36 protein-coding genes and 1 riboswitch are annotated in these 25,759 nt (G+C 47.8%); of the genes, 25 read left to right on the top strand and 11 right to left on the bottom strand.

Annotation, left to right across the window (positions count from 1 at the left end; translation table 11 throughout):
- Positions 1–73: 73 nt before the first annotated feature.
- The 4 genes from KNP04_RS06680 to KNP04_RS06665 form a co-directional block, all read right to left on the bottom strand.
- The gene (locus tag KNP04_RS06680) at positions 74–337 is read right to left on the bottom strand and encodes a hypothetical protein (RefSeq protein WP_214780129.1); all 264 of its coding nucleotides are present in this window, start codon (positions 335–337) and stop codon (positions 74–76) included.
- Positions 338–397: 60 nt separating this feature from the next.
- Complete coding sequence (gene thiW, locus KNP04_RS06675; RefSeq protein WP_214875126.1) at positions 398–883, bottom strand: energy coupling factor transporter S component ThiW; 486 nt, start codon at positions 881–883, stop codon at positions 398–400.
- A 66-nt stretch (positions 884–949) separates the two neighbouring features.
- A riboswitch (TPP riboswitch) is annotated at positions 950–1,049 on the bottom strand.
- 45 nt (positions 1,050–1,094) lie between these two features.
- Entirely contained in the window at positions 1,095–1,835 is a 741-nt protein-coding gene (locus tag KNP04_RS06670) for a hypothetical protein (RefSeq protein ID WP_214875125.1), read from the bottom strand.
- 73 nt (positions 1,836–1,908) lie between these two features.
- Positions 1,909–2,598 (bottom strand): hypothetical protein, encoded by a 690-nt coding sequence (locus KNP04_RS06665; protein ID WP_214875124.1) that lies wholly within the window; start codon positions 2,596–2,598, stop codon positions 1,909–1,911.
- Between the two features lie 94 nt (positions 2,599–2,692).
- On the opposite strand from KNP04_RS06665, the gene KNP04_RS06660 reads away from it, so the two are divergent.
- From KNP04_RS06660 to KNP04_RS06605, 12 genes are all read left to right on the top strand, one after another.
- A complete protein-coding gene (locus KNP04_RS06660) occupies positions 2,693–3,613 on the top strand; it encodes an AAA family ATPase (RefSeq protein WP_214875123.1) in 921 nt (306 codons plus the stop codon).
- Between the two features lie 2 nt (positions 3,614–3,615).
- Complete coding sequence (locus KNP04_RS06655) at positions 3,616–4,668, top strand: DUF58 domain-containing protein (RefSeq protein ID WP_214875122.1); 1,053 nt, start codon at positions 3,616–3,618, stop codon at positions 4,666–4,668.
- A gap of 64 nt (positions 4,669–4,732) precedes the next feature.
- Positions 4,733–5,272 (top strand): ribonuclease FAU-1 family protein, encoded by a 540-nt coding sequence (locus KNP04_RS06650; protein WP_214875121.1) that lies wholly within the window; start codon positions 4,733–4,735, stop codon positions 5,270–5,272.
- 50 nt (positions 5,273–5,322) lie between these two features.
- Positions 5,323–6,453, top strand: a complete 1,131-nt coding sequence (locus KNP04_RS06645) for a tetratricopeptide repeat protein (RefSeq protein WP_214875120.1) — start codon at positions 5,323–5,325, stop codon at positions 6,451–6,453.
- Positions 6,454–6,464: 11 nt separating this feature from the next.
- Positions 6,465–6,896: a GNAT family N-acetyltransferase gene (locus KNP04_RS06640; protein ID WP_214875119.1), complete on the top strand. Its 432-nt coding sequence runs from the start codon at positions 6,465–6,467 to the stop codon at positions 6,894–6,896.
- A gap of 130 nt (positions 6,897–7,026) precedes the next feature.
- Positions 7,027–7,470 (top strand): MarR family winged helix-turn-helix transcriptional regulator, encoded by a 444-nt coding sequence (locus KNP04_RS06635; protein WP_214785152.1) that lies wholly within the window; start codon positions 7,027–7,029, stop codon positions 7,468–7,470.
- A gap of 27 nt (positions 7,471–7,497) precedes the next feature.
- Entirely contained in the window at positions 7,498–8,490 is a 993-nt protein-coding gene (locus tag KNP04_RS06630; protein WP_214875118.1) for a ring-cleaving dioxygenase, read from the top strand.
- Positions 8,487–9,116 (top strand): NADPH-dependent FMN reductase, encoded by a 630-nt coding sequence (locus tag KNP04_RS06625; protein ID WP_074035419.1) that lies wholly within the window; start codon positions 8,487–8,489, stop codon positions 9,114–9,116. The genes KNP04_RS06630 and KNP04_RS06625 overlap by 4 nt, the downstream gene beginning before the upstream one ends.
- Before the next feature lie 96 nt (positions 9,117–9,212).
- Positions 9,213–9,692, top strand: coding sequence for a hypothetical protein (locus KNP04_RS06620; protein ID WP_214875117.1), 480 nt, complete (start codon positions 9,213–9,215; stop codon positions 9,690–9,692).
- Positions 9,693–9,732: 40 nt separating this feature from the next.
- Positions 9,733–10,800, top strand: coding sequence for a saccharopine dehydrogenase family protein (locus KNP04_RS06615; protein WP_214875116.1), 1,068 nt, complete (start codon positions 9,733–9,735; stop codon positions 10,798–10,800).
- Positions 10,797–11,294 carry an NUDIX hydrolase gene (locus KNP04_RS06610; RefSeq protein ID WP_214875115.1) on the top strand — a complete coding sequence of 166 codons (498 nt, stop codon included), beginning with the start codon at positions 10,797–10,799 and terminating at the stop codon, positions 11,292–11,294. The genes KNP04_RS06615 and KNP04_RS06610 overlap by 4 nt, the downstream gene beginning before the upstream one ends.
- A gap of 39 nt (positions 11,295–11,333) precedes the next feature.
- Positions 11,334–12,128 carry a GNAT family N-acetyltransferase gene (locus KNP04_RS06605; protein ID WP_214875114.1) on the top strand — a complete coding sequence of 265 codons (795 nt, stop codon included), beginning with the start codon at positions 11,334–11,336 and terminating at the stop codon, positions 12,126–12,128.
- A 37-nt stretch (positions 12,129–12,165) separates the two neighbouring features.
- Here KNP04_RS06605 and KNP04_RS06600 read toward each other — a convergent pair whose 3' ends face one another.
- Positions 12,166–12,951, bottom strand: coding sequence for an SDR family oxidoreductase (locus KNP04_RS06600; RefSeq protein WP_214875113.1), 786 nt, complete (start codon positions 12,949–12,951; stop codon positions 12,166–12,168).
- A gap of 73 nt (positions 12,952–13,024) precedes the next feature.
- Entirely contained in the window at positions 13,025–13,339 is a 315-nt protein-coding gene (locus tag KNP04_RS06595) for a hypothetical protein (RefSeq protein WP_214875112.1), read from the bottom strand.
- Between the two features lie 144 nt (positions 13,340–13,483).
- Here KNP04_RS06595 and KNP04_RS06590 point away from each other — a divergent pair, with 144 nt between their 5' ends.
- From KNP04_RS06590 to KNP04_RS06580, 3 genes are all read left to right on the top strand, one after another.
- Positions 13,484–13,792 carry a hypothetical protein gene (locus KNP04_RS06590; protein WP_214875111.1) on the top strand — a complete coding sequence of 103 codons (309 nt, stop codon included), beginning with the start codon at positions 13,484–13,486 and terminating at the stop codon, positions 13,790–13,792.
- A 66-nt stretch (positions 13,793–13,858) separates the two neighbouring features.
- Positions 13,859–14,863 (top strand): S66 family peptidase, encoded by a 1,005-nt coding sequence (locus tag KNP04_RS06585; protein WP_214875110.1) that lies wholly within the window; start codon positions 13,859–13,861, stop codon positions 14,861–14,863.
- A complete protein-coding gene (locus KNP04_RS06580) occupies positions 14,860–15,450 on the top strand; it encodes an NUDIX hydrolase (protein WP_214875109.1) in 591 nt (196 codons plus the stop codon). The genes KNP04_RS06585 and KNP04_RS06580 overlap by 4 nt, the downstream gene beginning before the upstream one ends.
- On the opposite strand, the gene KNP04_RS06575 is transcribed toward KNP04_RS06580, so the two are convergent.
- The gene (locus KNP04_RS06575) at positions 15,439–15,903 is read right to left on the bottom strand and encodes a GNAT family N-acetyltransferase (protein WP_214875108.1); all 465 of its coding nucleotides are present in this window, start codon (positions 15,901–15,903) and stop codon (positions 15,439–15,441) included. The genes KNP04_RS06580 and KNP04_RS06575 overlap by 12 nt on opposite strands.
- 50 nt (positions 15,904–15,953) lie before the next feature.
- On the opposite strand from KNP04_RS06575, the gene KNP04_RS06570 reads away from it, so the two are divergent.
- From KNP04_RS06570 to KNP04_RS06560, 3 genes are all read left to right on the top strand, one after another.
- Positions 15,954–16,745: a GNAT family N-acetyltransferase gene (locus tag KNP04_RS06570; RefSeq protein WP_214875107.1), complete on the top strand. Its 792-nt coding sequence runs from the start codon at positions 15,954–15,956 to the stop codon at positions 16,743–16,745.
- Complete coding sequence (locus KNP04_RS06565; protein ID WP_214875106.1) at positions 16,742–16,927, top strand: hypothetical protein; 186 nt, start codon at positions 16,742–16,744, stop codon at positions 16,925–16,927. The genes KNP04_RS06570 and KNP04_RS06565 overlap by 4 nt, the downstream gene beginning before the upstream one ends.
- A gap of 163 nt (positions 16,928–17,090) precedes the next feature.
- Positions 17,091–18,074, top strand: coding sequence for a M23 family metallopeptidase (locus tag KNP04_RS06560; RefSeq protein WP_214875105.1), 984 nt, complete (start codon positions 17,091–17,093; stop codon positions 18,072–18,074).
- A 44-nt stretch (positions 18,075–18,118) separates the two neighbouring features.
- Here the strand turns inward: KNP04_RS06560 and KNP04_RS06555 are convergent, their stop codons facing one another.
- Positions 18,119–18,664: a TraR/DksA C4-type zinc finger protein gene (locus tag KNP04_RS06555; RefSeq protein ID WP_074035454.1), complete on the bottom strand. Its 546-nt coding sequence runs from the start codon at positions 18,662–18,664 to the stop codon at positions 18,119–18,121.
- Between the two features lie 150 nt (positions 18,665–18,814).
- On the opposite strand from KNP04_RS06555, the gene KNP04_RS06550 reads away from it, so the two are divergent.
- Genes KNP04_RS06550 through KNP04_RS06535 form a run of 4 tightly spaced genes read left to right on the top strand, consistent with a single transcriptional unit; the run spans position 18,815 to position 20,473 of the window.
- On the top strand, positions 18,815–19,339 hold the full coding sequence (locus KNP04_RS06550) for a GrpB family protein (RefSeq protein WP_214875104.1): 525 nt from the start codon (positions 18,815–18,817) through the stop codon (positions 19,337–19,339).
- Between the two features lie 57 nt (positions 19,340–19,396).
- Positions 19,397–19,696 carry a hypothetical protein gene (locus KNP04_RS06545; protein WP_214875103.1) on the top strand — a complete coding sequence of 100 codons (300 nt, stop codon included), beginning with the start codon at positions 19,397–19,399 and terminating at the stop codon, positions 19,694–19,696.
- A complete protein-coding gene (locus tag KNP04_RS06540; protein WP_214875102.1) occupies positions 19,696–20,169 on the top strand; it encodes a GNAT family N-acetyltransferase in 474 nt (157 codons plus the stop codon). Before KNP04_RS06545 ends, KNP04_RS06540 begins: the two co-directional genes overlap by 1 nt.
- A 4-nt stretch (positions 20,170–20,173) precedes the next feature.
- Entirely contained in the window at positions 20,174–20,473 is a 300-nt protein-coding gene (locus tag KNP04_RS06535; RefSeq protein ID WP_214759938.1) for a hypothetical protein, read from the top strand.
- A gap of 38 nt (positions 20,474–20,511) precedes the next feature.
- On the opposite strand, the gene KNP04_RS06530 is transcribed toward KNP04_RS06535, so the two are convergent.
- From KNP04_RS06530 to KNP04_RS06520, 3 genes are all read right to left on the bottom strand, one after another.
- Entirely contained in the window at positions 20,512–21,369 is an 858-nt protein-coding gene (locus KNP04_RS06530; protein WP_214875101.1) for a pirin family protein, read from the bottom strand.
- A 107-nt stretch (positions 21,370–21,476) separates the two neighbouring features.
- Positions 21,477–22,742, bottom strand: coding sequence for a hypothetical protein (locus tag KNP04_RS06525; RefSeq protein WP_214875100.1), 1,266 nt, complete (start codon positions 22,740–22,742; stop codon positions 21,477–21,479).
- A 287-nt stretch (positions 22,743–23,029) separates the two neighbouring features.
- Entirely contained in the window at positions 23,030–23,926 is an 897-nt protein-coding gene (locus tag KNP04_RS06520) for an aldo/keto reductase (RefSeq protein WP_214875099.1), read from the bottom strand.
- A 149-nt stretch (positions 23,927–24,075) separates the two neighbouring features.
- Here KNP04_RS06520 and KNP04_RS06515 point away from each other — a divergent pair, with 149 nt between their 5' ends.
- From KNP04_RS06515 to KNP04_RS06505, 3 genes are all read left to right on the top strand, one after another.
- The gene (locus KNP04_RS06515) at positions 24,076–24,687 is read left to right on the top strand and encodes a protein kinase family protein (protein ID WP_214875098.1); all 612 of its coding nucleotides are present in this window, start codon (positions 24,076–24,078) and stop codon (positions 24,685–24,687) included.
- Between the two features lie 81 nt (positions 24,688–24,768).
- On the top strand, positions 24,769–25,098 hold the full coding sequence (locus KNP04_RS06510) for a four-helix bundle copper-binding protein (RefSeq protein WP_214785108.1): 330 nt from the start codon (positions 24,769–24,771) through the stop codon (positions 25,096–25,098).
- 92 nt (positions 25,099–25,190) lie between these two features.
- Positions 25,191–25,703 (top strand): GNAT family N-acetyltransferase, encoded by a 513-nt coding sequence (locus tag KNP04_RS06505; RefSeq protein ID WP_214875097.1) that lies wholly within the window; start codon positions 25,191–25,193, stop codon positions 25,701–25,703.
- The last annotated feature ends 56 nt before the right edge of the window (positions 25,704–25,759 follow it).

Here is a 25,759-nt window from a genome sequence, read left to right as displayed (position 1 = left end):
CTTTGTCGACAGCGACTTAATTGATGAATGGAATGGTGAAGCGATTTGGGTTTATCATACAAAAAACCGACCGTCATGAGTCGGTCGGATTCTCGGATGGACTTGTTTTTTGCGTGACATTCATAGCTGCCAAGAAGAAGGGGATAGCGGCAAAGAGAAACAAGGTAACGAACCAGTTTTGAAGAAAGGGATCGACAAACGTTGGTTCTTCCGGCCAGCTTCCTGTTGAGATTTGGGCGCTCCAACGGGTGTAGAGTGCAATGCGTTCGAGCGTATATAAGAGTCCAGACAAAAACAACAATATACCACCCGCTACAAGTTGATTGAAACGTGACATAAAACTCCTCCTTCATGGATGTTGTCTATAGTTTACCATTTTCATCCAATCGAAAGACTTTTATTTGAGTGCGCTCGGTCGCAACTGTTTGACACGCGACAAGACGAGCCAACCGAGAAGCGCACCCGTCAAACTAGAGGCAAGGAACGCCGGGACAAAGAAAAATGCACCGAACGTCGAACCCATCAACAGTTTTGCGTACGGGACGGCAATCAACGAAGCGATAACCCCAGTTCCGATGATTTCTCCGAGAGCGGCGGCATAGACGCGATTCGTGCGAACGAAGAACATACCAGCAAGAAATGCACCAATCATGCCACCGGGGAACGCGAGAAGTGACCCTGTGCCGGTCATGACGCGAATGAGTCCGGTCACGAATGCGACGAGAACGGCTCCGATTGGCCCGACGGTGACTGCGGCAATCACGTTCACCATATGCTGAATCGGATAAGCGCGGGCGACACCTGTGGGAATCGAGATGAACATTGAGCCAACGACGGCGATGGCGACGAGCATCGCCATCCAAGTGAGTTGTTGAATACGCATGAATAGTCTCCTTTCAAAATAAAAACGCCACGTTTCCAGACGGAAAAATGGCGTGGATATACAGAGGCGTATCCCAAGCCACTTCCCTACGCTGGTATGAGCCAGATCAGGTTCAAAGGGTCCGGCAACATGCCGTCTCAGCCCGAAGGCTCCCCTAGTGGTCGATTATTGACTTGAGTATAGCATAACTAAAATCGGAAGGGGGCCGGAATTACCCCTCATTCTTGGCTAACAGGTCCTCATAGTCCTTCTCGCTCCAAAAGAGCGGTGAGATGGATTCGGGACCTTTTAAAATTTCTCCATCCTGGTCGTATACGATGGCATATCCGTTCTCGACATCGAACACGAACAAGTCGGCAGTGACTTCGGTCACGCCATTGCCGACGATAATCACATCGTCGATTGGTTCCCGCACTAATTCGACACCTGCTTCATCGAGTTCGACGAGAAGGGCTGACGTGTACGCATGGCGGTCATAGACGGATTGAAATTCATCCTGCGTTAGGATGACATCGGTAGGAGGGGCACTCGTTCCGAATTTCCGATTTTCAATCTCTTCGACGTATTGAAGGAAAGACTCCTCTTGCCAAAACAGCGGGGCGACCGACTCAGATCCATTGATTACCGTCCCGTCCTGACTGTCGAATACCGTGGCATAAGTCCCGTCATCGAGTTTGAACGGATAAATATCTGCATATGTGTGCTCAAGCCCGTTTCCGGCAATGATGACGCGTTCAAACGTCTCGCGGAACGGTTTGATGCCTTGTTGCTCGAGCGCAGCGAGGAGCGGTTTCGTTTGTTCATATTGGTCATAGACGTCTTTAAAGTCTTCACGTGTCCATTCTGTGATGGGTTCATCCGGTGATTCGATTGGAATCGGATTGTCTGCCACTGTATCCGTACAACCTGTGAGTAAAAGTGCACTTAATCCGAACATCGCCCATCGTCTCATGATTTCATCCCCTTAACTGACATTTTCCACCATTTTATCATTCATGACGAAAAAGCAGAACCTGTGCACATTCTCACTCGGGGTGAGGGCGTGTTGTGTAGGAATCGAGTGTATTCTTAAAGTGGAGTGTGTCTTCTTCAGAAATCGTTACTCCTGAAGAGGTGCCGTAGCGAACCGCATGATAAACGGACGGATTCATCGGTAAATCGATGCGTTGGAACCACTCTTGCAGTGTCTCATGAGCACGCAATCGCTTGGCTGGTACGAGAGATTGGTTGAATGTAATCAGTGCATCGCGAATCGGGACGTTCGTGAACGCTGTGAGCGTCGAAGCGGAAGAAGCGTTCTTGTTTAGTAGCGATTCGACAAGCGGGTCTATGCTTGAATCAACATGATCTCGTGCGCGCGCCAAACGTTGCTTCCGTTTCCGATAAATATAAAAGGACAGACAACCGAGCGCGATCAAAGCGACGAAAAACCCGAGATTTCGTCGTGTGGACTCTCCAGAGCCCGTAAATCTCTCAAGAGGTTTTATTTTTCCTTTTCGAGGATCCAATTCAAACGGGTAATCTGCTTTGGATTCACCGATTAAAATTCCATCCTCATCCGATAGGAGATCAGTCGGTGAACTATTATTTTCCTCAATCGGTATCGTTTCCGGGTTATAGAGCCATTCGAATATCCCGGTCGCAACCACCATCATTGTAAAGGTGACGAGAAGTGTGGCGGCAATCATGAGAAAAAACTTGTTCGTCCAGCGCAAGAAGTTACCTCCTTTTTGAATGTTCAGACTATTTGTTGTTTATCTTACCATAAAAAGGTAAAGTTTGATTAAGACAAAAAATGGAGGTCATATCATGGGCATGGAGCGAGTCATCAAACAGTTGAACGAGGTGTATTTAGGCAAAGAGGATGTCGTACGCCTCTGTTGTACCGCGTTACTCGCGGAAGGACATATTTTGTTAGAAGATGTGCCAGGAACGGGGAAAACGTTACTTGCTAAAACGATTGCAGCTAGCTTCGACGGCGCGTTTTCTCGGATTCAGTTCACGGCCGACTTGTTACCGTCTGACGTGATTGGCGCAGATTATTTCAACATGCAGACCCAGACGTTCGACCATCGACAAGGACCAATCTTTGCGAATATCGTCTTGATTGATGAAATCAACCGAGCGGTTCCACGAACGCAGTCCGCCTTGCTCGAGGCGATGGAAGAACGACAAGTCTCCATCGGGGGAGAGACGTATCCGATGCCAAAACCATTCTTCGTCATCGCGACGCAAAACCCGATCGAATCGGCCGGGACGTTCCCGTTACCGGATGCCCAGCTCGACCGCTTCCTCATTTCGATTCCAGTCGGTTACCCTGATGTCGCGGAAGAGCGGGAGCTCCTTTTACAAGTCATGCGTCAAACACGGAAAATCGTGGAGGCGGTCGCGACGTTAGACGAGTTACGCCGCGCACAAGAAGAAGTGAAGCAAGTATCGATTCAAGATGACGTCCTCGATTATTTACTCGGGCTCGTTCATGCGACACGAGAACACCAATCTGTCGAGGTCGGTGTCAGTCCACGAGGAGCCATCGCGCTCATGCAAGCGTCTCAAAGTTACGCCTATCTCCACGAGCGATTGTATGTCATTCCGGAAGATGTGAAAGCCGTGGCACCTTATGTATTGGCACATCGCCTGACGTTGACGCTTGAAGGAGGCATCAAATCGACGAAACAGGATATCATCCGTTACATCTTAGACACCGTTTCTGTGCCGGTCGAGGGTTGACGATGACGTTCTCGACACATAACGCCCTACAGAAACAATGGATTCCGGTCTATGGATTCGCTGGGGTGATTCTCGTATTCGTCCCGTACATGGAGATTGTCGGATATGCTCTTTGTTTACTCGCGGGTATCGTCTGGTTCTTCGAACGGACGCGGAAACAGTTAGAGCGAGCCCTTCGTCTTCATATACATACACACGAATCTCTTCTCTTTGTTGGGGATGAGACGGAAGTGCAGGTGATGCTAGACGGAAGTGAAACCCTCGAACGACTCGGGCTTCCCGTTCGCGTTCGCCTGAAATCCAATACAGCGCTTAGCTTTCCAGACCACGATCGCTCCCCAAATAGTTTAGATATGACGTTACGGACGGATCAGGCCCGCCATGTGCTTCGTGTCCAGGCCGAATTTCGGGGACCGGCTTATATCGAAGAGTGTGTACTCGCTGTGACGCTCCCGCTTCATCTCGGGACGTATCTTCTTGAGTGTCCCATCGAGAAACGGTGGACGGTGCTGCCGTCCCTCACGTTACATCCTCCGGTCGGCACGAAACGATTGGCACTCGGTGACCGTCCTTTGACCGCATCGCCTCTACGGAATCCACTTCAGGTTCTAGGGTCGAAGCCTTATGAAGGAGAACCGGTCAAGGAGATTGACTGGGTCGCCACGGCAAAACTCGGGCGTGTCCAGTCGAAAGTCTTTCAAAAGACATCACTCGATACGTTCACGTTCGCAGTCGATTTGAGTGGACCATCTGGCTACACGTTGCATCACGACTTTGAGTCGATCATCAGCCAGGTCGCATATGTGACGACTCGTCTCTTAAAAGAGGAGTGTAAAGTCGAACTGTTCATCAACCGCTTCAACGGGGAAGGGAAGATGGAGCATATCTCCCTTCAGGAAGGGGAACGAGGGACACGCCTCATCCTCATGATGCTGGCCGATCTTCATCCCGGGAACCGCTTCATCTCGACAGACGCGTTCGTCCGAATGGTTGAACGGAAACGTTTGAAACAAAGCCATCTCGTCTGGTTCAATCAGCATAACCTGTACGACTAACAAGGAACTTTTCTTCTTCTGGCGAACTGTATCATACAGAGATGACCGAAAGGGAGAGATCCATATGGCAAAACGGAAGTATGCGAATCGACGAGACTGGGAGCGAATTTTAAAGAACCGTTATGCGCAAGAACGCGTTCAGACGGAACAATTTTCAGGGGTGGTTGCTTTATTCCAAATCGATGAGGTTCGAGCGCCTCAATATAAGATGCACAAAGGCGAAGAATTCATCGTTGCAGATGCTGGTTTTGGTTGGCTCCAATATTTCCCGGACAATGAACCGTTCGGTGTGACGGTCATGTTCAATCCCGATGGTGAAATCGTGCAGTGGTATATCGACCTCGTCGACCGGATCGGCGAAGAGGATGGCATCCCGTATATGGACGACTTGTTGCTCGATATTCTCGTGTTTCCGAACGGGGATATCGTCAAAAAGGATGAAGATGAGTTCGAAGAGGCGACCGAGAACGGCGAATTGACACCTGAACAAGTCGAGCGGGGATGGCGTGAGTTTGAAGCGACGCTCGAACGGATCAAACACGGAGACTTCGTCTACTTTGATTTGGCAAAAGGACATTACGAACAGTTAAAGCAAAAGCTATGAGCGGATTCACTCTCTCTGCTACAGTAAGAGCGTAGGAGGGGGAGTTTTTTATGAAAGAAATTGAAATCGAGACGTGGGCACGACGAAAACACTTTGAGTTTTTCAAAGCGTTTGACGCACCGCATTTTAACGTGACGGCGAACGTGGATGTGACAAATCTCTATACATATGCGAAAGCGAGCGATCAATCGTTCTTCAAACTCTTTTTATACGGTGCGGTGAGAGCGGCGAACGCGATTCCGGAATTGCGCTATCGGATCCGTGGTGAAGAGGTCGTCGAACACGAAGTGGTCCACCCATCGTTCACGGTCATGTTAGACGAAGATGTCTTCAATTTTTGCGCGGCCACGTTCAGTGAAGATTTACCGACGTTCTTACAAGAAGTGACGACGCGGATGGAGCAAGCTGCTGACGAAGTCGTGGTCGGAGATGAGGAACCGGACGACTTGCTCTATATCACGAGTGTTCCGTGGATTACATTCACAAGCATCATGCACCCGACGCATCAGCAACAACATGACAGTGTCCCGCGCATCGCCTGGGGAAAGTTTGAGCGTCAAGGAGAGCGTCTAAGGATGCCGTTATCCGTTCAAGCCCACCACGCACTCGTCGATGGGGTGCATATTGGCAAGTATTATGAAGCGCTCCAATCATGGTTAGACCAAGATTTCGCTCAGGAGGTGACCGACGTGACAGAAGAAAATGAGTTTAATCGAGCAGTACGTCTCCGTGAAGAGGGACAGCTCGAGCAGGCGAAGCAACTGTTCTTATCGCTCTTACGGAAGGATGAGAAGAATCCGACGCTACATGCGTACTGTGCGTGGTGTTATGACTCGCTCGGTGAAGAACGTCAAGCGGTACCGCATTATGAGCGGGCCATCCGACTCGGATTGACCGGAGATGAGTTGGCGGAATCGTATCTCGGACTCGGTAGCACGTATCGGGCACTCGGTCGATACGCGGAAGCGGAACAATTATTTGCAGAGGCAATCGAACATTTCCCGAATCATGGGGCGCTCAAAGTGTTTCAGGCGATGACCCACTATAACGTCGGTCGTCATGAAGAAGCGATGGGCGCGTTACTCGAGCTGCTTGCCAGTCCAAAACCGGATGAAAGCATCGCAAGGTACCGTCGTGCCATCGCGTTCTACGCACGGAATTTAAACGAAACATACGAATAAAGGAGAATGACATGATTTCATTACGTCCAATCGATGCACAAAATTGGTATACATGCTGTCACTTGGCACTGAGTGAACAACAACAGTCATATATGGAGCCGAATGCGATTTCGTTACTTCAAGCGATGTACGAACCGACGCTACGCCCGCGCGCGATTTATGAAGAAGAAACGATGGTCGGCTTCCTCATGTACAACACGGAGCCGGAAGAGTTGGATGCATGGTGGATTTACCGAATCATGATCGACCACGCCCATCAAGGTAAAGGAATCGGTCGACAAGCGACAGAGCTGATGCTTCAAGAAATCGGAGACGGCAAATCAATCGTCGTCGGCTACCATCCTGAGAACGATGCGGCGCATCACTTATATGAAAGCTTAGGATTCGTTGATGAAGGACACCGATTCGGTCGTGAAATGGCTGTGATTCGTCGAGGAGAATAAGGCGGGAGAACCCTACCTTATTTTTTTAATCAAATCGATTGACGGCAAAATCATCACATGATATATTTATCTCGAATTAAAGATATTTGAATTTAAGTTAATGACTCTCTTGGACAAAGGAGGGAGACAGATGGAACCATCTGATGCATTAAAAACGATTACCGTGCTCTTGCGTGCCTCTCAGTCATTACAAGACCTGGTGAAACAGGAGGTAGCGTCTTACGGATTAAACGCGACCGAGTTTGCGGTACTCGAGTTTTTATATCATAAAGGGGATCAACCGATTCAAGTCATCGGAAAGAAAATCCTCCTCTCGAGCGGGAGCATGACGTACGTCGTGGACCGGTTAGAAGAGAAAGGGTATCTCGTCCGAAAAGCTTGTCCGAGCGATCGCCGTATCACATATGCCGCGTTAACGAATGACGGAGAGCACTTGATGCAAGATATTTTTCCGAAGCATACGGAGCATATGAATGCATTATTTGAAGGATTATCTCTGACAGAAACGATTGAACAGTTGAAACAAATTGGGAAGCGGGCAGAAGCCGCAAAAAATTTTAATCATGTATCTTGAAATCAAGATATAAAAGGAGAGAGAACGATGAACCACGTAAAAGGAATTCACCACGTCACGGCGATTACAAGTAGTGCCGAAAAAAACTATGATTTCTTCACCCATATTCTTGGGATGCGCTTAGTGAAGAAAACAGTCAACCAGGACGACATTCAAACGTATCACTTATTTTTTGCAGACGATAAAGGAAATGCCGGTACAGACATGACGTTCTTCGACTTCCCGGGTATCCCGAAAGGTAAGCACGGAACAAATGAAATCGCGAAGACGTCGTTCCGCGTACCGTCAGATGAAGCGTTGACGTATTGGGTTCGTCGCTTCGACCGTCTCGGTGTCGATCATGAAGGGATTCAAGAACAGTTTGGGAAGAAGACGCTCTCGTTCATTGATTTCGACGAACAGACGTATCAACTTATCTCGGATGAGTTCAACGAAGGGATTGCATCAGGAGAGCCGTGGAAGAACGGTCCAATCCCGCTTGAGTACGCCATCACAGGGCTTGGTCCCATCTTTATTCGGATTGCTGACATCACGTATTTCAAACAAGTGATGGAGCAAGTGATGCTATTTAAAGAGATCGGGAGAGAAAGCGATGTCTATCTCTTTGAAGGAGGTGAAGGTGGAAACGGAGCGCAAGTGATCGTCATTCATGACGAGACATCTTCACAAGCGCGTCAAGGGTTCGGTACCGTGCATCACGTCGCATTCCGTGTCGAAGACCGTAGCGTCCTCGATGAATGGACAGCACGTCTCCAGCAGTTCGGTTTACCGACTTCTGGCTATGTCGACCGCTTCTTCTTTGAATCGTCTTATGCGCGTGTCGCGCCGCAAATCTTGTTTGAATGGGCAACAGACGGTCCTGGTTTCATGGGAGATGAGCCGTATGAGACGGTCGGTGAGAAGTTGTCACTCCCGCCGTTCCTCGAAGCGAAACGTTCGCAAATCGAAGCGATGGTGCGACCAATCGATACAGTCAGAAGCACGAAAACATTTGAGAAAGAATATGAGGGCATGAAATGAGTTTCTTGAATCGCTTATTTGGAAAATCAGATGAATCACAACATAACCAAGGAGGAACTACTATGTTAAACATCGGAATCGTACTCGGATCAACTCGTGAAGGTCGCGTCAGTCCACAAGTCGGGGAATGGGTGAAAGAACTCGCCGACAAACGTGGCGATGCCAACTATGAAGTCATCGACATCGCAGACTACAACTTGCCGCTTCTCGGTGAAGCTGGCCAAGACGCATCTGGTGCAGCGGCCTGGTCGGAGAAAATTGCGCAAATGGACGGATTCATCTTCATCGTCCAAGAATACAACCATTCCATCTCAGCATCTCTTAAAAACGCACTCGACTACTTACGCGTCGAATGGAACAACAAAGCAGCTGGAATCGTCTCATACGGTTCTGTCGGTGGAGCACGGGCAACAGAGCATTTACGTGGTATCTTGAGTGAATTATCAATCGCTCACGTACGTGTCCATCCTGCACTCTCACTCTTCACGGACTTCGAGAACGGCACGCATTTCGCTCCAAAAGATGTGCAAGCACAATCGGTCAACGACATGCTCGACCAACTCCTTCCGTGGACAGAAGCGATGCAGTCAGTTCGTACAAAAGCCGGAGAAGTTGCAAACAATTAACAAATCGCGAAGCCAGCCTGAATTCAGGCTGGTTTTTGTGCGTTTTCAAGTTGATTGCGCTAAAGTGGAGAAGAATGGAAAGAAAGGAGGGATTCGATGGTGACACGAAAAATTATCGCGGCTTCCTGGACCGTACCCATCTATGCGCTTCTATTAAGCATTTTTGAATTTTCGCAACAAACCCTTATGGAAATTTCATTTTTAGAGAGCATATCAGGGTTTCTTTTATTGTGTACAATTTACATGGCATACAGTTTCCCTATCATTTTGACATATGGTGTCGTGACATCGTGGTTTAGCGATTGGGTCGCAAAGCGATTCAGTTCGGAACGCATACAGTTGTTCACGTCGCTCGCTTTACATATTCTATTTGGGCTCGTCTTGTCATGGTTGAGTCTTCTCGCAGCCATCTTGTTCTTCCTGATCGATCGTCGATTGATCAATCGAATGGACGTGACAAAACGAGCTGCCATCAAAAGTCTTTTCATCCCAATCGGGTGTTTGCTTGTCATGATGGGAAGCGTGTATCTGATTGGGGTCGTTCAAGATTTTTTCGTTCGATTCAACTCCATTTAGGGAAACGAACAAGGACAACCTTACAGAAGGAGGGGTAAAAATGAGATGGATGATTTACGGGGCTAATGGATATACAGGGGAACTGATTGCCCGTCAGGCCGTCAGTGACGGATTGCGTCCGATTCTTGCGGGTCGCACTGGTCGTGAGATTCATCGACTCGGAGACGAGCTGGACTGCGAGACATCGATTTTCGCATTAAGTCGTGAGGCGGCAATCAAGGCGCTTCGCGATGTGGATTTAGTCCTTCACTGTGCGGGTCCGTTCACGGATACGAGTCAAGTGATGATCGAGGCATGTCTGGAAACGGGTACGCATTACTTGGATATTACCGGGGAAATCGATGTGTTCGAATATGTTCATTCTAAACAACGGGCGGCTCAGGCGAAGGCGCGTGGTGTCATTCTATGTTCTGGCGTTGGATTTGACGTCATCCCGACCGACTGTGTCGCACGAAAATTAAAGGAACTCTTGCCGGATGCGACATCACTCGCTCTCGGATTTTCGGCGGCAGGTGGCATCTCACCAGGAACGATGAAGACGGCTGTTCGTGGACTTGGATCGAGTAGCGTGGAACGTGTGAACGGAAAGTTATCACCGTTCCCAATCGGGGCAAAACGCAGAACGATTGATTTTGGACGAGGAAGCCGCACCGCGATTGCGATTCCGTGGGGAGACGTTTCGACCGCCTACTATACGACAGACATCCCGAATATTACGACGTGGGTGCCAGTGCCGACAACGGCCGCCTATGTGGCACGCGCCTTGTCTTGGTTCAGTCCCATTCTTGGAAAAGAGGCTGTGCAGCAGCGATTGCTGCGTTATGTTGATGAGAACGTATCGGGACCGAATGAAGCCGAACGTGAAAAAACCTCGACGTATGTATGGGGAGAGGCGACAAATGAGGAGGGGCGCAAGATTGTCGTTCGCATCCAAACGGCGAGTACGTATGCCTTCACTGTTTACGGTGCACTCGCCGTCGTCAATCGATTGCTCGGTTCCGGTCGGATGCTTGCAGGCAGTTTCACGCCGGCCATGTTGTTTGGATCACATTTCATCGAAGAGATTCAAGGTTCATCTTCTTTCACGATTGATGAGATTCGTCCATGAGCCGGGAAACGTGGGATTTACTAGACGAAAATCGGCAACCGCTCGGACGAACGCATTTTCGTGGGGATGAACTAGAACCGCATACATTTCATACGGTCATCGAAGTGTTCACGTTCGATTCGGATGGGAGACTCTTGTTATCAAAACGCCATCCGGACAAGACGTACCCGCTTCTGTGGGAAGGAACCGGGGGCTCGATTTTAGCTGGAGAAACGAGTCGACAAGGTGCGGTCCGTGAACTCCAAGAAGAATTAGGACTAACCGTCGACCCCGAAGAGTTGCGTTTCGTGACGACAATCAAGCGCGGGACGTACTTCTTAGATGTGTATGTCTACACGAGCGAGCAGCCGATTGATGTAAGTCAACTTTCCTTACAAATCGATGAAGTGGTCGATGTGAGATTAGAGGAGTGGGACACGGTGCTCGATTCTGTTGAACTCGTGCCTACTGTCAAAGAACGGTTGATCCAGTACGGTCACTTGATTCGAACGTGATATGCTACACTCAACATGAAAAGCAAGGGAGGGAACAAAGTGAAACGTTTAGAATTGGCACGACGCATCGAAAGCATTAAAGCAGAGGGAACGTCTGCTTATATTCGACACCGCAAACAAACCCCTCCCTATGAAGGTGCGGAATTACACGTAGAAGGTAAGGGGCACGTGTTCAAAATGGGGAATATGAGCTTTGCAGTCGGGTTTGGGCTCGATCGACCGACAAGTTTTTACGACCTGCACCAGATGGAAAAGTGGGTGCGTGGAAAAAATGTGTCCCGACTACATATCGAAGTTTGTCCGTTAGCGGACGATTCCTTACTACGCTTACTGCAAGAACGTAACTATACGCTCGATCACTTTTTAGACGTATGGACGTTAGATGTGACGCAATATGACGGACCGCCGGCTTCGAATCAAGTGGAAAAGGTACAAGATGAGACGCTCCATGAATGGGCGCACGCGATTGCGGCTGGATTTGCCGAATCTGGAACGATTCTTCAAGAGACGGTCGATACGGCGAAAGGATTTTATGCGCTGCCGAGTAATCACGCTTATCTCGTACGAGAAACGGACACTGTCGTAGCGGGTGGGATTCTCGCCACGCAAGACGGGATTGGGGAACTGTTTCTGACGAGTACCGTGCCGTCTTATCGGCAAAAAGGCTACCAAACCCAACTCATCTTAGAGCGAATAGCCGAAGCGAAAGCGCTTGGATGTGACGTCCTCACCGTAACGACGAAGGTCGATTCGGCTTCAGGTCGAAATATGGAACGCCTCGGTTTTCAACCGTTCTATCAAAAAGCGGTCATGAAAAGTCCGATTCTCAAATAAAAGCAGGCCATTTCATATGAAATGGTCTGCTTTTTGATTACAAGAGAGATTCAGCACCGTCGACGTACACTTCAGAACCGGTGACATGGCTCGACATGTTGCTCGCAAAGAATAAGACGACGTCAGCGACTTGTTTCGCGGCACCGGACTTTCCGGCAAGCGGTTGGTTGCCGAGCGGATACTCGATAGGGATGACGATTTCTTCGAGCAATGCATCGTCTCGATTGGTTGAATCGTCGATATTCGTATCGATGGCCCCTGGGCAAATGGAATTCACGCGTATTCCGAATTGCGCGAGCTCCGCAGCTGCCATTTTCGCAAATCCGGTCTGACCTGCTTTCGTCGTCGCATAGCCACTGAAACCAAAGTTTTTAAAGTATCGATTGCCGTTGATTGACGAGGTGATGATGATACTGCCACCATTCTCTTTCAAATGAGGAATAGCATGTTTGACGGTCAAAAACGTTCCCGTCAGATTCGTCTCCACGACACCATTCCAGTCTTCAATGGACAAGTGTTCAATCGGTGTGATGGTTCCGTTGCGTCCGGCGTTGGCGAAGACGATATCGATTTGTCCGAATCGCTCAATCGTCCGTGCATACGCTTCTTTCATTGCTGCTTCATCCGCAACATCCACGCTGATCCCGATGGCCCGTTCTTCTCCGACGAGACTCGCGAGACGCATCGCATCTTCTTCATTCAAGTCGAGAATGGCGACTTTCGCACCCGCTTGGATGAAACGGATAACTGCGGCACGTCCAATACCAGATGCCGCACCGGTGACGAGCGCTACTTTTCCAGATAGTAATTTATTTGAAATCAATCCGATCACTCCTTTGTCATGACTCTTTCTCATATTCCACAGTTCTGGAAAAGTTACGCTTCATTTCAGAAAATCATGGTGATGTGACTTCAATCGTCCGTGCGATGTTCAAGTTGGACTCCGTGGGGATGACCTCGATAGTGACGAGCTGACCGCTTTGTAATCCTTGTACGCTATTGACGATGCCCGTCACTTCGGTTTGGTCGTTGATTAAGATGACGCGCAACGTGACTTCTTCCGAGGATTCAGTGGATTCAATCAATAGCTGAGGAATGTCGACTCGTTCAATTTGGCCTTCGACCACATTGTCATTCCATGTACTCATCCAATACATGAGGATTAAAAAAAGACCGAGAAAGACTAGGGCAAAGGTTAACCTTGCACTCATGCGCAACCCACTCCTTCATTGTCCGGCATCGCATCTTGTCTAATTTACCTTTACCCGGAAATTCTCTCAATCCTTGAAAAAATAGTAGGAATCTCAAGAAAAATGGGGAATAGAAAGAAAAACGAAAAGGTGAGGTGCGGGTGAATGTGGATGATGGTTGCGGCACTAGGATTTGTTGCTTGTGTATGGATCACGTTTGGCTGGTTTACTATCGGCAATGCGGGGCGACGAGTACGTGGAGGACTCTTGTCCTTAAGTATGACCTGTCTGTTTGCGCCACTCTTCCTTGTGAAGCTAGGAGAACAGTACGGATTTATCGGGGTTCAGATAGGACTGACCGTTTTATTTGGTTTACTAGCGGGTGCCTTTTTCTTCGTGGCGCTCGGCTGGACGGGGCGACCGACGAAAGTTCGAAAAATAAGAACGTTATCAGAAGACCCTGATTTATTTTAAAGGTTGATTCACTAATCCTACGGTATAATGCCTCATAAAGACATCGTAGGAAATGGAGTGAAACGTATGATTGTACCACCACAGTTAAAGAACGGAGATACAATTGGGATCATCACGCCTTCTTTTCCGGCACCCGTGCAGTTTGAGGAGCGCTATCAACGAGGGATCGATCAGCTTAAACGTATGGGGTTCAAGGTGAAAGAGGGCACATGTACATATGAATCAGAAGGGTATCGGTCATCTTCCATTCAGAATCGAGTGGACGAACTGAATGCGTTTTTGCATGACCCTGAAGTGAAAGCGATTATCAGTACGATTGGAGGAACGAATTCGAACTCGTTGCTCCCCTATATCGATTATGAGCAATTAAGACGCCATCCCAAAATCATCATGGGCTATAGTGATGTGACAGCAATCTTGATGGCGTGTTACGCCAAAACGGGAGTTGTCACGTTTTACGGACCGGCTGTCGTGCCGTCATTCGGCGAGTATGGAGGGATGTTCGAGAAAGGGGCCCAGTACGTACGAGATATCCTCAGTTTGGAGAAGACTGCCCCGTTCGATTTGGGCGTGCCGAAAGAGTGGACCGAAGAGATGCTCGATTGGTCGACGCAGCAACGCGTCAAAACTTTCCAACCGAATGAAGGGTGGACCTCATTAAGAGATGGAAAGGCGCAAGGAACGTTGATTGGCGGCAATTTGAACACGATGTCAGGATTCTTCAAATCGGACTATTATCCCGATTTGAAGGGGGCGATTCTTTTCCTGGAAGACTCGTTCAAAACGATGGCTGAAGAAGAACGTTCGCTTAACATGTTGAAATTAGCTGGTGTATTTGATGAGATTTCGGGTCTAATTATCGGCAAGCATGAGCATTTCCAAGATCAATCGGCCCCGTTCTCGTTCAACGACTTGTTGCTTGAAGTCATCGGCGACACGGACATCCCTATTTTGACGAACGTCGATATTGGTCATACGTTCCCGTCACACGTCTTCCCGATTGGCATTCAGGTCGAATTGGATGCGACGAATGGAACCATCCGATTTTTAGAAGATGGGGTGTCAGCATGAAAGAATACCTCATGATATTTGACGAAAATCATCAAAAAATAGGAGAGAAAGAGCGGGGACAGGTTCATCTAGATGGAGATTGGCATGAGACGTTCCACTGCTGGTTCTGGAAAGACCAATTTATCTATCTACAGCGTAGAAGTATGGAGAAACAGGACTTTCCCGGGAAATATGACATCACCGCAGCGGGACATCTCGCTTCAAACGAGACGTTCATTGATGGTATTCGTGAAATTGAAGAAGAACTCGGACTGTCATTGGCGTTTGAACAGCTCACAGCTCTTGGAATATTTGAAGACGTGATTGAACTGGACGGTTTCCTCGATCGCGAGTTTGCACATACGTATAGCTACGCTTACCAAGACGAACCGATCCGTTTTGACGACAGGGAAGTGATGGACGTTGTGGCTGTTCACAGGGACGAGCTGATGACGCTCGTGGAAGGACGATTGCGTATGATTGAAGGAAACTCCATCATGACGAATCATCTCGTTCAAATCACACAAGCCGATTTAGTTCCACATCATCTGACGTATTGGCACCGCATATGTGAGGGGTTGGCACGAATCGATGCGTCAAATCGATAAAGAGAGAATTCGCTGCTCGCCGATTGGCCCACCGATTCGACGTCCGCTATCGACCCATCCGTTTGTCGTATAAAGTGTAAACGCCACATCATTTTTCAGGTTGACGGACAATACGACTTCACGGATATGAGGGAAATGTTGTTGCACGAACTCCGGAAGTTTCTGGAGTGCCGCTTTTGCGTACCCCTTGCCTTGGTCTGCCTCATTGATGGCAAAAGCCGAGAAGAGCAACGCATTTGGTTCGTCCGTATAAGAAGCGACTCGTTCGTTGTCATGTAGTAAAAACATGCCGACAGGCTTCTGCTCGACGACAACAATCGGATGAACGCCTTCAGGAAGTTGGTCGTCCATGTCTTTTGGAAGGGTTGTATACTTTTCTTGGTCCGTCGGCAAGGTGAACGTATCGAGAATCGGTCGATGCGTATCATTTCGATATTCTAATGAGATGTTCATAAGGCGTCTCCTTCTGGCTTTATTGATTTCATTCAGAAAAGGGGAATTATATGGCTACACAAGTTACATATCGTCAAAATCCGCCTGTACAAGATCTATATCGGGCGTTTATGACTGGTTTTTCTGATTATATCATTCCGTTCCAATTCGATGAGCAGACGTTTGAAGACGTCTTTCTCGTACGAGACCAAAATCAGCCGTCCCGCTCCATCGTCGCTTATGACGGGGAAGAGCCGGTCGGCGTCGTATTAAGTGGGATTGCGTATCTCGATTCAGGATGGCAGACGCGTTGCGGCGGGCTTGCTGTCGCCCCGCACGCTCGAAAATTAGGCGTTGCGACCGAGTTGATGCAACGATTTGAAGAGGGCGCAAAAGGGACTCGTCTGCTCGAAGTGATTCAAGGGAACGATGCAGCGTTGTCGCTTTATCATCAACTTGGATATAAGACGACACGTGAAATCTATTACTTTCAGGCGGTACCACTTGAAACGACTGCTCACATGACTTCGGAACCGATTCAAACGTTGTTCGACCGACTATACCCGACAGCTCAGCATGTTCCGATTTGGCAACTCGATGTGCGCGTGACTCAACAGGAGGCGGAACTTGTGAAAGTGATCGAAGACGAACGAGAAGGATTTTTGTTATACCGCGATCATGTATTGCTCGATGTTTTTGGTCACGCTGAAGATGCAGAATGGCTATTGCGCGCGGCTGCGAGTCGATCTCCGCTTCACCTCACTTTGACGTCGGACCGTCCTGAATGGATTGACGCAGCACGACGATTGGGATTTGTACAAGATGACATTTCGCAGTTTGAAATGGTGAAGGACGAACGATGAAGCGATTGTTACTTGTTTGTATCATCGGATTGATGTTAGGAAATACAGCGACGATCATCGCGTTGACGACGAATCTCTCGCCAGGAACGGTGAATCTGTTGCTAACAGGTGGGGTTGGACTGACCATCCTGTCAGTCCTCGGCATCGTCCTTGCCGGATATTATACGAGAAAACGCAAGTGAAATCCTTGTGAAGTAATGCTTGAAAATATCACATTGTCCTGTCATGAATGACATGAAAATGAAAAACTTCATTTATTGAAATGTTTAACCCCCAGTGGTATATTCGCATATGTAGCTTTTTTGAAGTTCATGAATGTATCAATTTGGAGGGTTTATTATATATATGTGGAAACAACTGATCATGACAGCAGGTGTTGGTGTGCTCTTGTTCCAAGGACAAACCGCATCCGCTAACGAAATGACCCCGCAAGACCTCGTTCAAACGGAGAAATCTGTCCAACAAACTACGAAACAAGTTAAAGAAACGAAACAAGCCATTCAAAAAATCCAGTCAAAGTTGGATGAAGTCAATCAAAACGCGGAAGTATTGCGTGACAAGATTGAAGGCACTTCTGAAGAATTAGAAGCGGTCGAAGAGGAACTCGTTCCGACAGAACGGTCACTCTTTGCGAAAGTCGTATCTTCTGTTCTACCGAGTGCGAAAGCGGAGGCAGCTGAAGCAGAGGAAGCGCATCAAGCACTCATTGAGAAGAAAGAAAAAGCAAATGAATCGCTGAAACAATTAAAAGAAGAACAACAACAGATTGAAGCGACACGTCAAGACGTGAAGACGGCATATGACGAGAAATCGAAACAATATAAGAAACAAACGAACCAGTTAAGTGATTTGAAAAAACAGTACGAAGTGATGGCGCCTGATCGGTTCTTGATGCCTGCAGAAGGACGTCTCTCGCAAGGGTTCGGTGCAGCAAGCGGACAGTTCGGATACACGTTCCACAACGGTTTGGACATTGCCGCTAAAACAGGTACACCGATTTACGCCGCAGAAGCTGGAAAAGTCACAAAAGTTAGCTCAAGTGGACCTTATGGAAACCATATTCAAATTGAGCATAACGTAGATGGCCAAAAATGGACGACGGTCTATGCCCATATGCATAAGGTCGATGTGAAAAAAGGTCAGACGGTGCGTCAAGGTGAACCGATTGGTCAAATCGGAAACACGGGCAACTCGTCAGGTCCACACTTACACTTTGAAATTCATAAAGGGAACTACAATTTCTCAGCTAGTTCAGCTGGAAATGCCGTCAACCCGATGAAAGTGGCAGAGCGCCTTGGTGGTGCTTCTCCAGTGAAAGCAACGTTTTAATCAGACAGATGCCCTGAGCCTCGTAAACGAGGTCAGGGCATTTTTCATTGTTCGCGTGTCGGGTCGTGATTGCCTTCACTATCGGCAATCGTATCCGAACTGCCGTAATCTTCAACTTGTGAAAAGGCGTCTGTCTTTTGACCGGGTTCATCCGTTCCGTCCAGTTCTTTGCGACGGGCCGTCTCGTTCGGGTTCAATACGTCTTCTTCGACCGGTCGATCGAGTTCATGTTCGTGCTCTTCCTCTTCCTGTGCACGAGCGTGCTCGATACATAACGTGGCTTCCGGGATGACTTCAAGCCGGTCCAGTTCAATGTCTTTCCCGCACACTTCACATTTGCCATACGTACCATTCTGGATGGCGAGTAGTGCTTTATCGACATCGCTCAAAAACTCTTCGTCGAGCTCGTTGAGCGCTTGATCGCGTTCCCGTAAAAAGAGTTCTTCACCGGAATCGGCCGGGTGATTATCGTAATGAGAGAGCTCGCCTTCATCATACGTCTCTTCTCGGCTATCCATGTAACCTTCTGTTTTTGCTTTTTCTTTCAACAGACGTTTTTTAAACGTTTCGATTTGTTCTGCAGTCAACATATTGATTCACTCTCCAGTTCTGAAGTCATTAATATAAGGTTTCCCATTTTATATGCGCACAAACCTTTTGAAGTGGAATCCATCATGTCGAGAGGGGAAAAGGGTATGATGACAATAGAGCATATGGATTTTAGTGAGGAGGAACGAATCATGCGAAAAGTCGAAGTGGTCGCATATCATCCGGAATGGAAGCATCGATTTGAAGAAGAGGCAGGGAAATTGAGCCGATTGTTTGAAGGAGAGCTCGTCGCGATTCATCATATCGGGAGTACCTCGGTCGAAGGGCTCGCGGCGAAGCCAATCATCGATATGATGCCTGTCGTACGGGACATCGAACGAGTTGATGCGTATACGGAACGGATGGAAGCGCTCGGGTATCGAGGGCTCGGTGAATACGGTATTCCAAAGCGTCGCTATTTCCGAAAGGGCGAAGAGGAGCGGACAGTTCACGTACATGTGTTTGAAGAAGGGAATCCAGATGTCTTGAGACACCTCGCCTTTCGGGATTACTTGCGTACATTCCCTGAGGTGCGCGATGCGTATGGAGAGTTGAAATTGCAACTCGCAGCGCAACATCCGGAAGATATGGAAGGCTACATCCAAGGAAAACATGAGTGGATCATCGAAACGGAACGACTGGCAACGAAGTGGTATAAAGAAAATCATGGCGAGTGAAACCTTTTTGGGGGAATCGTCGTATAATACATCAAACCTTGAAGGGGGAGATCTCATATGAAATGGTTTCTCGGAAAATGCGTGGAATACTCCTTGGCTGCACTCGTATTCGTCGGGTTGTTCTTCGTCCTCCGAATGATCGCCGGAGATACAGATAAAGGGTATATGTTGACAGTACTCGGTTCATTTTTTCTTGTGTTGCCGATTTCGCTTCTTATGGGTTACTTCTTGGCCCGTCCGCTTCAACGTCGCCTAGAAGGGAAAGGGACTTCTACTTCGAAAGAGCATACGTTGCATGGGACTGAAAAACCACATGGTGTAGTAGAAGATCGGAATCACACAGGATTTAGCGGTTGATGGATAGCGTGTTCGTCTCGACAACGGATGCCCGGCTCATCGCACGATTGAATCGTTCCATTCATGAACATCATGTCCGCATGAATTCAGATTACTTTGCGGAATATGAGGAAGAGAAGATGTATGAAGCCTTTTTGACGCTGATGGGGAGACCGGGCCATCATTTCATGGTGATGGAAGTAGAGGCAACCCCTGTCGGCTACATATGGTTCGAGGAGAAGGTGAATGAGGCGACGGCATTTCGCCAAGCCGTTCGAACGGTATATGTACATCACATCAGCATCGATACGATGTATCAGCGCAAAGGATACGGACGACGCATGATGGAGTGGATTGAGCAATGGGCACGTGATCACCAATTCAAGTTGATTGAGTTGGACTATTGGATGATCAACAGCGAAGCGGCCTCTTTTTACGACGAGATCGGATTCGCTCCGAAACGTCAGATTGTCATGAAAACATTGGGGGAATGAGCAAATGGAATGGATCACAATTGGATTAGGAATTCTCGGGGTACTTTCATTGGGTTGGTTCTTTTATAGTTACTGGCTCGGATATAAAGGGGGAAATATCGTCATGACCCTCGATGAGCATTACACGAAGTTAGAAGAATACGTGCCTGCCATTTTGGCGAAGCTATATGAAGACGGCAAGGCTGCCCATTACCTTGGGGACCGCAAGTTCGAAGTGGAAGGTAAACGTTACGTTCTCGTGGAGCGTACTGTACCAATCGGTCACGTTCCGACACAACAAACTGTATTACAACCGGAAAAATGAACGGAAGGGAGCTCTCGCGAATGAGAAGCTCCCTTTGTTTATTTGACGGCTGGAGGGCCGAAGCCGCCGCTGTGATAGTCGCGGAAGGCTTGTCGAATTTCTTCTTCGGTGTTCATGACAAAAGGACCGTGCGCGATATACTCTTCCCGAATCGGTTTTCCCGAATAGATGAGAAGGCGTGTGCGGCTTGTCGCTTGGAGGTGAAGGCTACTCATCGCATCGGACGTTTCATCAAACGTCAGTGTCGCCACGTCCGTCTTCTCGAGCGGGGTACTGGACGTCCCGACTTCAACAGATCCTGCTAGGACATACAAGAAGCTATTATGATTCGCGGGAAGGACATGTTCGTACGCACTCCCTTCTTTCAGCAAGACCTCGGTCATCGTGATTGGAACGAGACTCTCCATCGGTCCTTTTACACCAGCGATTTCGCCAGAGTAGACACGAAGCTGCCCACCGTCAATCAGAACAATCGGCGCGTCTTCGACATACACATTTTGATAAGAGGTCGTCGTCGTTTTTAGAGACTTCGGCAAATTCAACCACAATTGAAGCGTATGGATAAGGTCATCATCGACAGCTTCCTCAGCGTGGCGAGCCGCCCATCCGGCATTCATATATTGGACATCACCGGCATCTAAAATCGAATGTCCTCCGTGATTGTCAATGTGTTCGAGACGCCCATCGATGACATATGTGATCGTCTGGAACCCACGATGTGGATGATCTGAAAACGTTCCTCGCTTGAACCAGTCTTCGGCCATCAAAATGAAGGGGTCGAACGCCTCTTTTTGTTCAGGGGGTAATACCCAACCTTGTTGAACGTGCGGATATCCGTTTTGGCGATAGTTGACACGCCAATGCTTTTTGACATCTCTTATAAATGAATTGGTCACAACACTTCACTCCTTTCTCTTTTTATCTTCCCAAAAAACGTTTTCGTCAGGGTCTAATTTGCCTCATGGATATGCAAAAAAGGCAGATGCACTTGGCATCTGCCGAATCAACTATTGTCTGTGAACAGGTTATGCCACTTGATGGCGTCCTCACGTAACAGTTTAAAGTGGGCCCCCGTCTCCGCATTCGTTACGTAGACATCGTTCCCGTCATAACTCACGTCAAACGTTTGGGCACATACACCTTGAAACAGTGTTAAGTAAGGAACAGGTGCAGGTGTTCCTGCGTGAGATGTCGCATTCGCCTGTTCAATCGCACGGAAGAGAAAGTCTACTTCGTCTGTTCCGACATGCTGTAAGAACGGGGCGTCTTTTGACTCTGTACCGAGAAGTGCTAACTCATGAAACAAGGCATGTCGCTCACTGCTTAACGTTTCGTGAATTTGTTCGTTCAATTTCTCTCCATACATTAATTCTGGTTGATGATACGTGATGGAGACGAGCTGACGGTGCGCCGTTCCGTCTTTCATGTACGTAAAACTATACAGTGGATAACTGTGTCCGGGTATAAGAACAGATGGCAATTGAGATGCTGCCTTCGCACCGAATACCTGTGACATATGACCATCTTTCGGTCGTAAGACCGTTTGATAATCGTTTTGATCTGAACTGGTGTAAATCGCATATTGTAACGTATCATCCGATTGCTCTGTCCCGAGCCCTACTGACAGATAAGGATGACGTGATGCATCAATCGGAATCATCAGACGCTCTTCTCCTTCTGACGATGTCAATGTCAGTTCAAATTCTCCGTTAAACGGCATCGTGATATGGAAGAGGGTATGTTCGATTCCGGTTCGTTCTGGATAGGGCTCATTACCTATCGGCTTTTTCATCTCTTTAGCAAAGTGATCATATTCATGTGGTTCGGCAGAGCGAATCTTCGCGATATCTGGATAAGAGTCTGCTTCATATTGGACATCATGTAAACTTTCAGGAAGATTGTTTGTTTTGGTGACATACGTAATCGAGTCTAACTGACATTGTACGTACGATTCGTTATTGACTGTAAACCATGTGGCTGACGGGAACGCGGGCGACGTGGTGACATCTGTTAAGGGCTGTGTCAGCGTGACCGTTCCAAGCCAATGTCTCTCGCCGCTCGGGATTGTCGAAACTGCATTGTCTGGTTGACATAATTCGATGATCAATGCGCGATCGGATTCTGGCATTTCGATTTGTTGTCCATTCGGTAACAAGGCACGTCCTTGGTAATATTCTGGAGCGGGTTGGAGTCGGAGCGCGCGTTCTTCCTCGCACCCGAATAAGAAAATTAGGATGACGAGGGTACTGAAAATCAGGTACTTTTTCACATCGGTACTCTCCTTCGATGAATCACTTTCACCATTCTAGCACCATTTTTTTGTGACTTTAGTCTTAGGAAAATTAATGTGTTATTTTAAAAAAAAAACAAAAAAACCCGTCCAACTTGAACTGGACGGGTAGTGGAACCATTTATGTTTTATTTTTACTTTTAACCTTTTTTGTCGTGTCGATTTTTGACGAAAAATCGCTGATTTGAAGCGGATTTGAAAATAAGCAAATTTTCTTCAAAATTATCAGATTAGAACCTGATGGGATTTATTTGATGAAGTTCCCTTCAATCAACATCTCGCCCGCGTGCTGCCTTCAAAATTTCGAACCATTCTTCACGAGTGAGATCGATTTGAAGTGCGTCGACACCTGTTTGAACGCGCTCGATTTTCCCTGATCCAATGATTGGCATGATGTTCGCAGGGTGTTTGATGAGCCATGCATAAACAATTGAGTCAATCCCGCTCGCGTTATGACGTGCGCGAATCTCCTCGAGTTTTTCACGAAGAGGGGCGTACTGTTCGTCTTTGAAAAGCTGTCCTCCTGCGAGTGGGCTCCAAGCCATGAGTGGCATCCGTTTTTCGTGACAAAGATCAACCGATCCATCTTCAAAATGCTTCAATTGCATTGGAGAAAGTTCAAGTTGATTCGTCACGAGCTGGAACGGGAGACGTGATTGAAGCAAGTTTTGGGTGGCCGGCACGTGGTTGGATACACCAAATTCACGTACTTTCCCGCTATCACGCAACGTAATGAAGGCCTCGGCCACTTCATCCGGGTTCATGAGCGGATCTGGGCGGTGAATCAATAATGTATCAATGTGATCGATGGAGAGTTCTTTCAACGAACGCTCCGCTTGCGCGATGATGTGTTCTTTTGTCGTGTCATAATAGTTGAGCGTTTGACCCGGATTGAATGATCCTGTCAATTTGATGCCCGTTTTTGTGACAATTTCCATTTGGTCACGGAGTTCAGGTTTTAGCTTTAATGCTTCCCCAAATAATCCTTCACATGTATAACCGCCATAAATATCTGCATGGTCAAACGTCGTGATACCGAGTTCGAGACATTGTTCGATGAACGTGAGCCGTTCCTGTGGGGTCATATCCCAATCAGCGAGTCGCCACATTCCATGGATGACGCGTGAGAATGATAATTCTTCTGTTAAAGCGATGCGTTGCATAATAACTCCTCCTTGGTTGTCAGTCGCTTTTCATTATACGTCTTCAAAGAAAGCGCGTCACTTGTCAACCCCCTCGAGCAGTTTTAGCGTCAAATGAGCTTGTATACGCTATGATGATAAAGAAGAGAAACAGGAAAGAGGCGTGACAGATGAGTGACTATAAACCATATGCGGACGTCACCTTCGAGCGGGTGGGCGACTCGTTTCAAGTAATGGCGATGCACCCGGAGCTTCAGTTACACGGAATTGGACGCAGTGCAGCCGTGTTTCGTTTAAAAGAAAAGGACCGCGTCATTAAAGTGTTCTTTCCGGGATACGAACAAATCGCGATCGAAGAGGCGGCCATTTATGAAAAATTAAAAGGGCTTCCTTATTTTCCGACTTGTTATGAAGCGGGCGACTCTTATTTAGTCATGGATTACATCGAAGGGAAGACGCTGTTTGAGTGTTTGACAGAAGGTATCTGGATCGACCTATCTTACATCGAGGTGGTAGATGACGCGCTACGCCAAGCACGGTTGTTAGGATTGACCCCATCGGACGTCCATTTGCGAAACATTATTTTGACACCGAACGGACAGATTTTCTTAATTGATTTGGCACGTTTTAGACAAGGACAACAAATCGATCATCAGTGGGAAGACTTGAAGCGAATGTATCGTCTCTATCGCTATCGTTTCATGCCGAAACAGTATAATGAGACCTTACTTAATCGAATCGCTTATTTGTACCGTAAATTCGTGAACGATCCGGATTCTTAATCTGGGTCGTTTTTCTTTTGTCGATTAGGGAACAAGGGTAACGTGTCCAAATCCAAAGGAGAAGTGAAAGGGGAATGACGAATGGCTCATCGAATCTATGCGAATGAACTCGAAACACTCCACGAATGCGTGGAGACATGTAATTATTGCTTGGAATCCTGTCTAGAGGAAAAAGACGTACAGATGATGGTTGATTGTATCCGGCTCGACCGTGAATGTGCCGCGGCCTGTGCATTTCTCGCCGAGGCGATGACGCGTGATTCGGCATTTGTCCCAGAACTTGCTCGAGCGTGTGCGGTCATCTGTAAAGCCTGTGCACAAGAGTGTGGGAAACATAAACACGCGCATTGTCAGGAATGTGCGCGCGTCTGTACAGAATGTGCTTCGATGTGTGACCGCTTAGCAGCATAATCTGAGTGACTGGTCGATGGGACCGGTCACTTTTTTCGTGTCTTTTGAAGAGGGGATTCGTATAATGAAAAAAACGAGAAGTAGGTGTTGGTATGATTCGCAACTGTCGGCGAGACGATCTTCAAATGATTTTACATATTTATAATGACGCAATCGTGAACAGCACGGCCGTCTATCATTATGAACCGGTAACGCTCGAGAACAGGGTCGCCTGGTATGAAGAGAAGAAAGAACAAGACTGTCCGATCATCGTGTGGGTCGAGGATGATGTCGTCATGGGGTTTGCGACGTTTGGGCCATTCCGCCCGTGGCCGGCATATCACTACACGGTCGAGCATTCCGTGTACGTACACCCTGGCTATCGCGGGAAAGGAATTGGCAACAAACTACTAAAGGAAATCATCCGTATTGCGAGAACGAGAGGGATGAAGACTGTGATTGGTGGAATTGATGCGTCGAACGTGACGAGCATCCGTGCCCACGAAAAAGTTGGATTCGTACATTCAGGAACGATTCGAAATGCCGGGTATAAATTCGGAAAATGGCTCGATTTATCGTTTTATCAACTAGATTTAGAAGGTCCTGCATCACCTTCGGAAGGGTGAACAGTCTAGAAAGGAAGTCTCTCCATACGATATACTGAAACGAGTGAATCGAATGG

The sequence above is a fragment of the Exiguobacterium sp. CH10 genome (genome assembly GCF_018617635.1).
Lineage (GTDB): Bacteria > Bacillota > Bacilli > Exiguobacteriales > Exiguobacteriaceae > Exiguobacterium > Exiguobacterium aestuarii_A.
This window is presented reverse-complemented; position numbering and strand designations above follow the sequence as displayed.

Coding starts and splice junctions, on each gene's coding strand:
- KNP04_RS06595 (WP_214875112.1), bottom strand. CDS start 13,339: ATGAGTGCAAGGTTAACCTTTGCCCTAGTCTTTCTCGGTCTTTTTTTA.
- KNP04_RS06635 (WP_214785152.1), top strand. CDS start 7,027: ATGGAACCATCTGATGCATTAAAAACGATTACCGTGCTCTTGCGTGCC.
- KNP04_RS06550 (WP_214875104.1), top strand. CDS start 18,815: ATGCGAAAAGTCGAAGTGGTCGCATATCATCCGGAATGGAAGCATCGA.
- KNP04_RS06615 (WP_214875116.1), top strand. CDS start 9,733: ATGAGATGGATGATTTACGGGGCTAATGGATATACAGGGGAACTGATT.
- KNP04_RS06580 (WP_214875109.1), top strand. CDS start 14,860: ATGAAAGAATACCTCATGATATTTGACGAAAATCATCAAAAAATAGGA.
- KNP04_RS06645 (WP_214875120.1), top strand. CDS start 5,323: ATGAAAGAAATTGAAATCGAGACGTGGGCACGACGAAAACACTTTGAG.
- KNP04_RS06570 (WP_214875107.1), top strand. CDS start 15,954: ATGGCTACACAAGTTACATATCGTCAAAATCCGCCTGTACAAGATCTA.
- KNP04_RS06520 (WP_214875099.1), bottom strand. CDS start 23,926: ATGCAACGCATCGCTTTAACAGAAGAATTATCATTCTCACGCGTCATC.
- KNP04_RS06630 (WP_214875118.1), top strand. CDS start 7,498: ATGAACCACGTAAAAGGAATTCACCACGTCACGGCGATTACAAGTAGT.
- KNP04_RS06555 (WP_074035454.1), bottom strand. CDS start 18,664: ATGTTGACTGCAGAACAAATCGAAACGTTTAAAAAACGTCTGTTGAAA.
- KNP04_RS06545 (WP_214875103.1), top strand. CDS start 19,397: ATGAAATGGTTTCTCGGAAAATGCGTGGAATACTCCTTGGCTGCACTC.
- KNP04_RS06540 (WP_214875102.1), top strand. CDS start 19,696: ATGGATAGCGTGTTCGTCTCGACAACGGATGCCCGGCTCATCGCACGA.
- KNP04_RS06650 (WP_214875121.1), top strand. CDS start 4,733: ATGGCAAAACGGAAGTATGCGAATCGACGAGACTGGGAGCGAATTTTA.
- KNP04_RS06620 (WP_214875117.1), top strand. CDS start 9,213: ATGGTGACACGAAAAATTATCGCGGCTTCCTGGACCGTACCCATCTAT.
- KNP04_RS06585 (WP_214875110.1), top strand. CDS start 13,859: ATGATTGTACCACCACAGTTAAAGAACGGAGATACAATTGGGATCATC.
- KNP04_RS06640 (WP_214875119.1), top strand. CDS start 6,465: ATGATTTCATTACGTCCAATCGATGCACAAAATTGGTATACATGCTGT.
- KNP04_RS06510 (WP_214785108.1), top strand. CDS start 24,769: ATGGCTCATCGAATCTATGCGAATGAACTCGAAACACTCCACGAATGC.
- KNP04_RS06655 (WP_214875122.1), top strand. CDS start 3,616: ATGACGTTCTCGACACATAACGCCCTACAGAAACAATGGATTCCGGTC.
- KNP04_RS06610 (WP_214875115.1), top strand. CDS start 10,797: ATGAGCCGGGAAACGTGGGATTTACTAGACGAAAATCGGCAACCGCTC.
- KNP04_RS06560 (WP_214875105.1), top strand. CDS start 17,091: ATGTGGAAACAACTGATCATGACAGCAGGTGTTGGTGTGCTCTTGTTC.
- KNP04_RS06670 (WP_214875125.1), bottom strand. CDS start 1,835: ATGAGACGATGGGCGATGTTCGGATTAAGTGCACTTTTACTCACAGGT.
- KNP04_RS06565 (WP_214875106.1), top strand. CDS start 16,742: ATGAAGCGATTGTTACTTGTTTGTATCATCGGATTGATGTTAGGAAAT.
- KNP04_RS06515 (WP_214875098.1), top strand. CDS start 24,076: ATGAGTGACTATAAACCATATGCGGACGTCACCTTCGAGCGGGTGGGC.
- KNP04_RS06680 (WP_214780129.1), bottom strand. CDS start 337: ATGTCACGTTTCAATCAACTTGTAGCGGGTGGTATATTGTTGTTTTTG.
- KNP04_RS06625 (WP_074035419.1), top strand. CDS start 8,487: ATGAGTTTCTTGAATCGCTTATTTGGAAAATCAGATGAATCACAACAT.
- KNP04_RS06575 (WP_214875108.1), bottom strand. CDS start 15,903: ATGAACATCTCATTAGAATATCGAAATGATACGCATCGACCGATTCTC.
- KNP04_RS06535 (WP_214759938.1), top strand. CDS start 20,174: ATGGAATGGATCACAATTGGATTAGGAATTCTCGGGGTACTTTCATTG.
- thiW (WP_214875126.1), bottom strand. CDS start 883: ATGCGTATTCAACAACTCACTTGGATGGCGATGCTCGTCGCCATCGCC.
- KNP04_RS06660 (WP_214875123.1), top strand. CDS start 2,693: ATGGGCATGGAGCGAGTCATCAAACAGTTGAACGAGGTGTATTTAGGC.
- KNP04_RS06505 (WP_214875097.1), top strand. CDS start 25,191: ATGATTCGCAACTGTCGGCGAGACGATCTTCAAATGATTTTACATATT.
- KNP04_RS06590 (WP_214875111.1), top strand. CDS start 13,484: ATGTGGATGATGGTTGCGGCACTAGGATTTGTTGCTTGTGTATGGATC.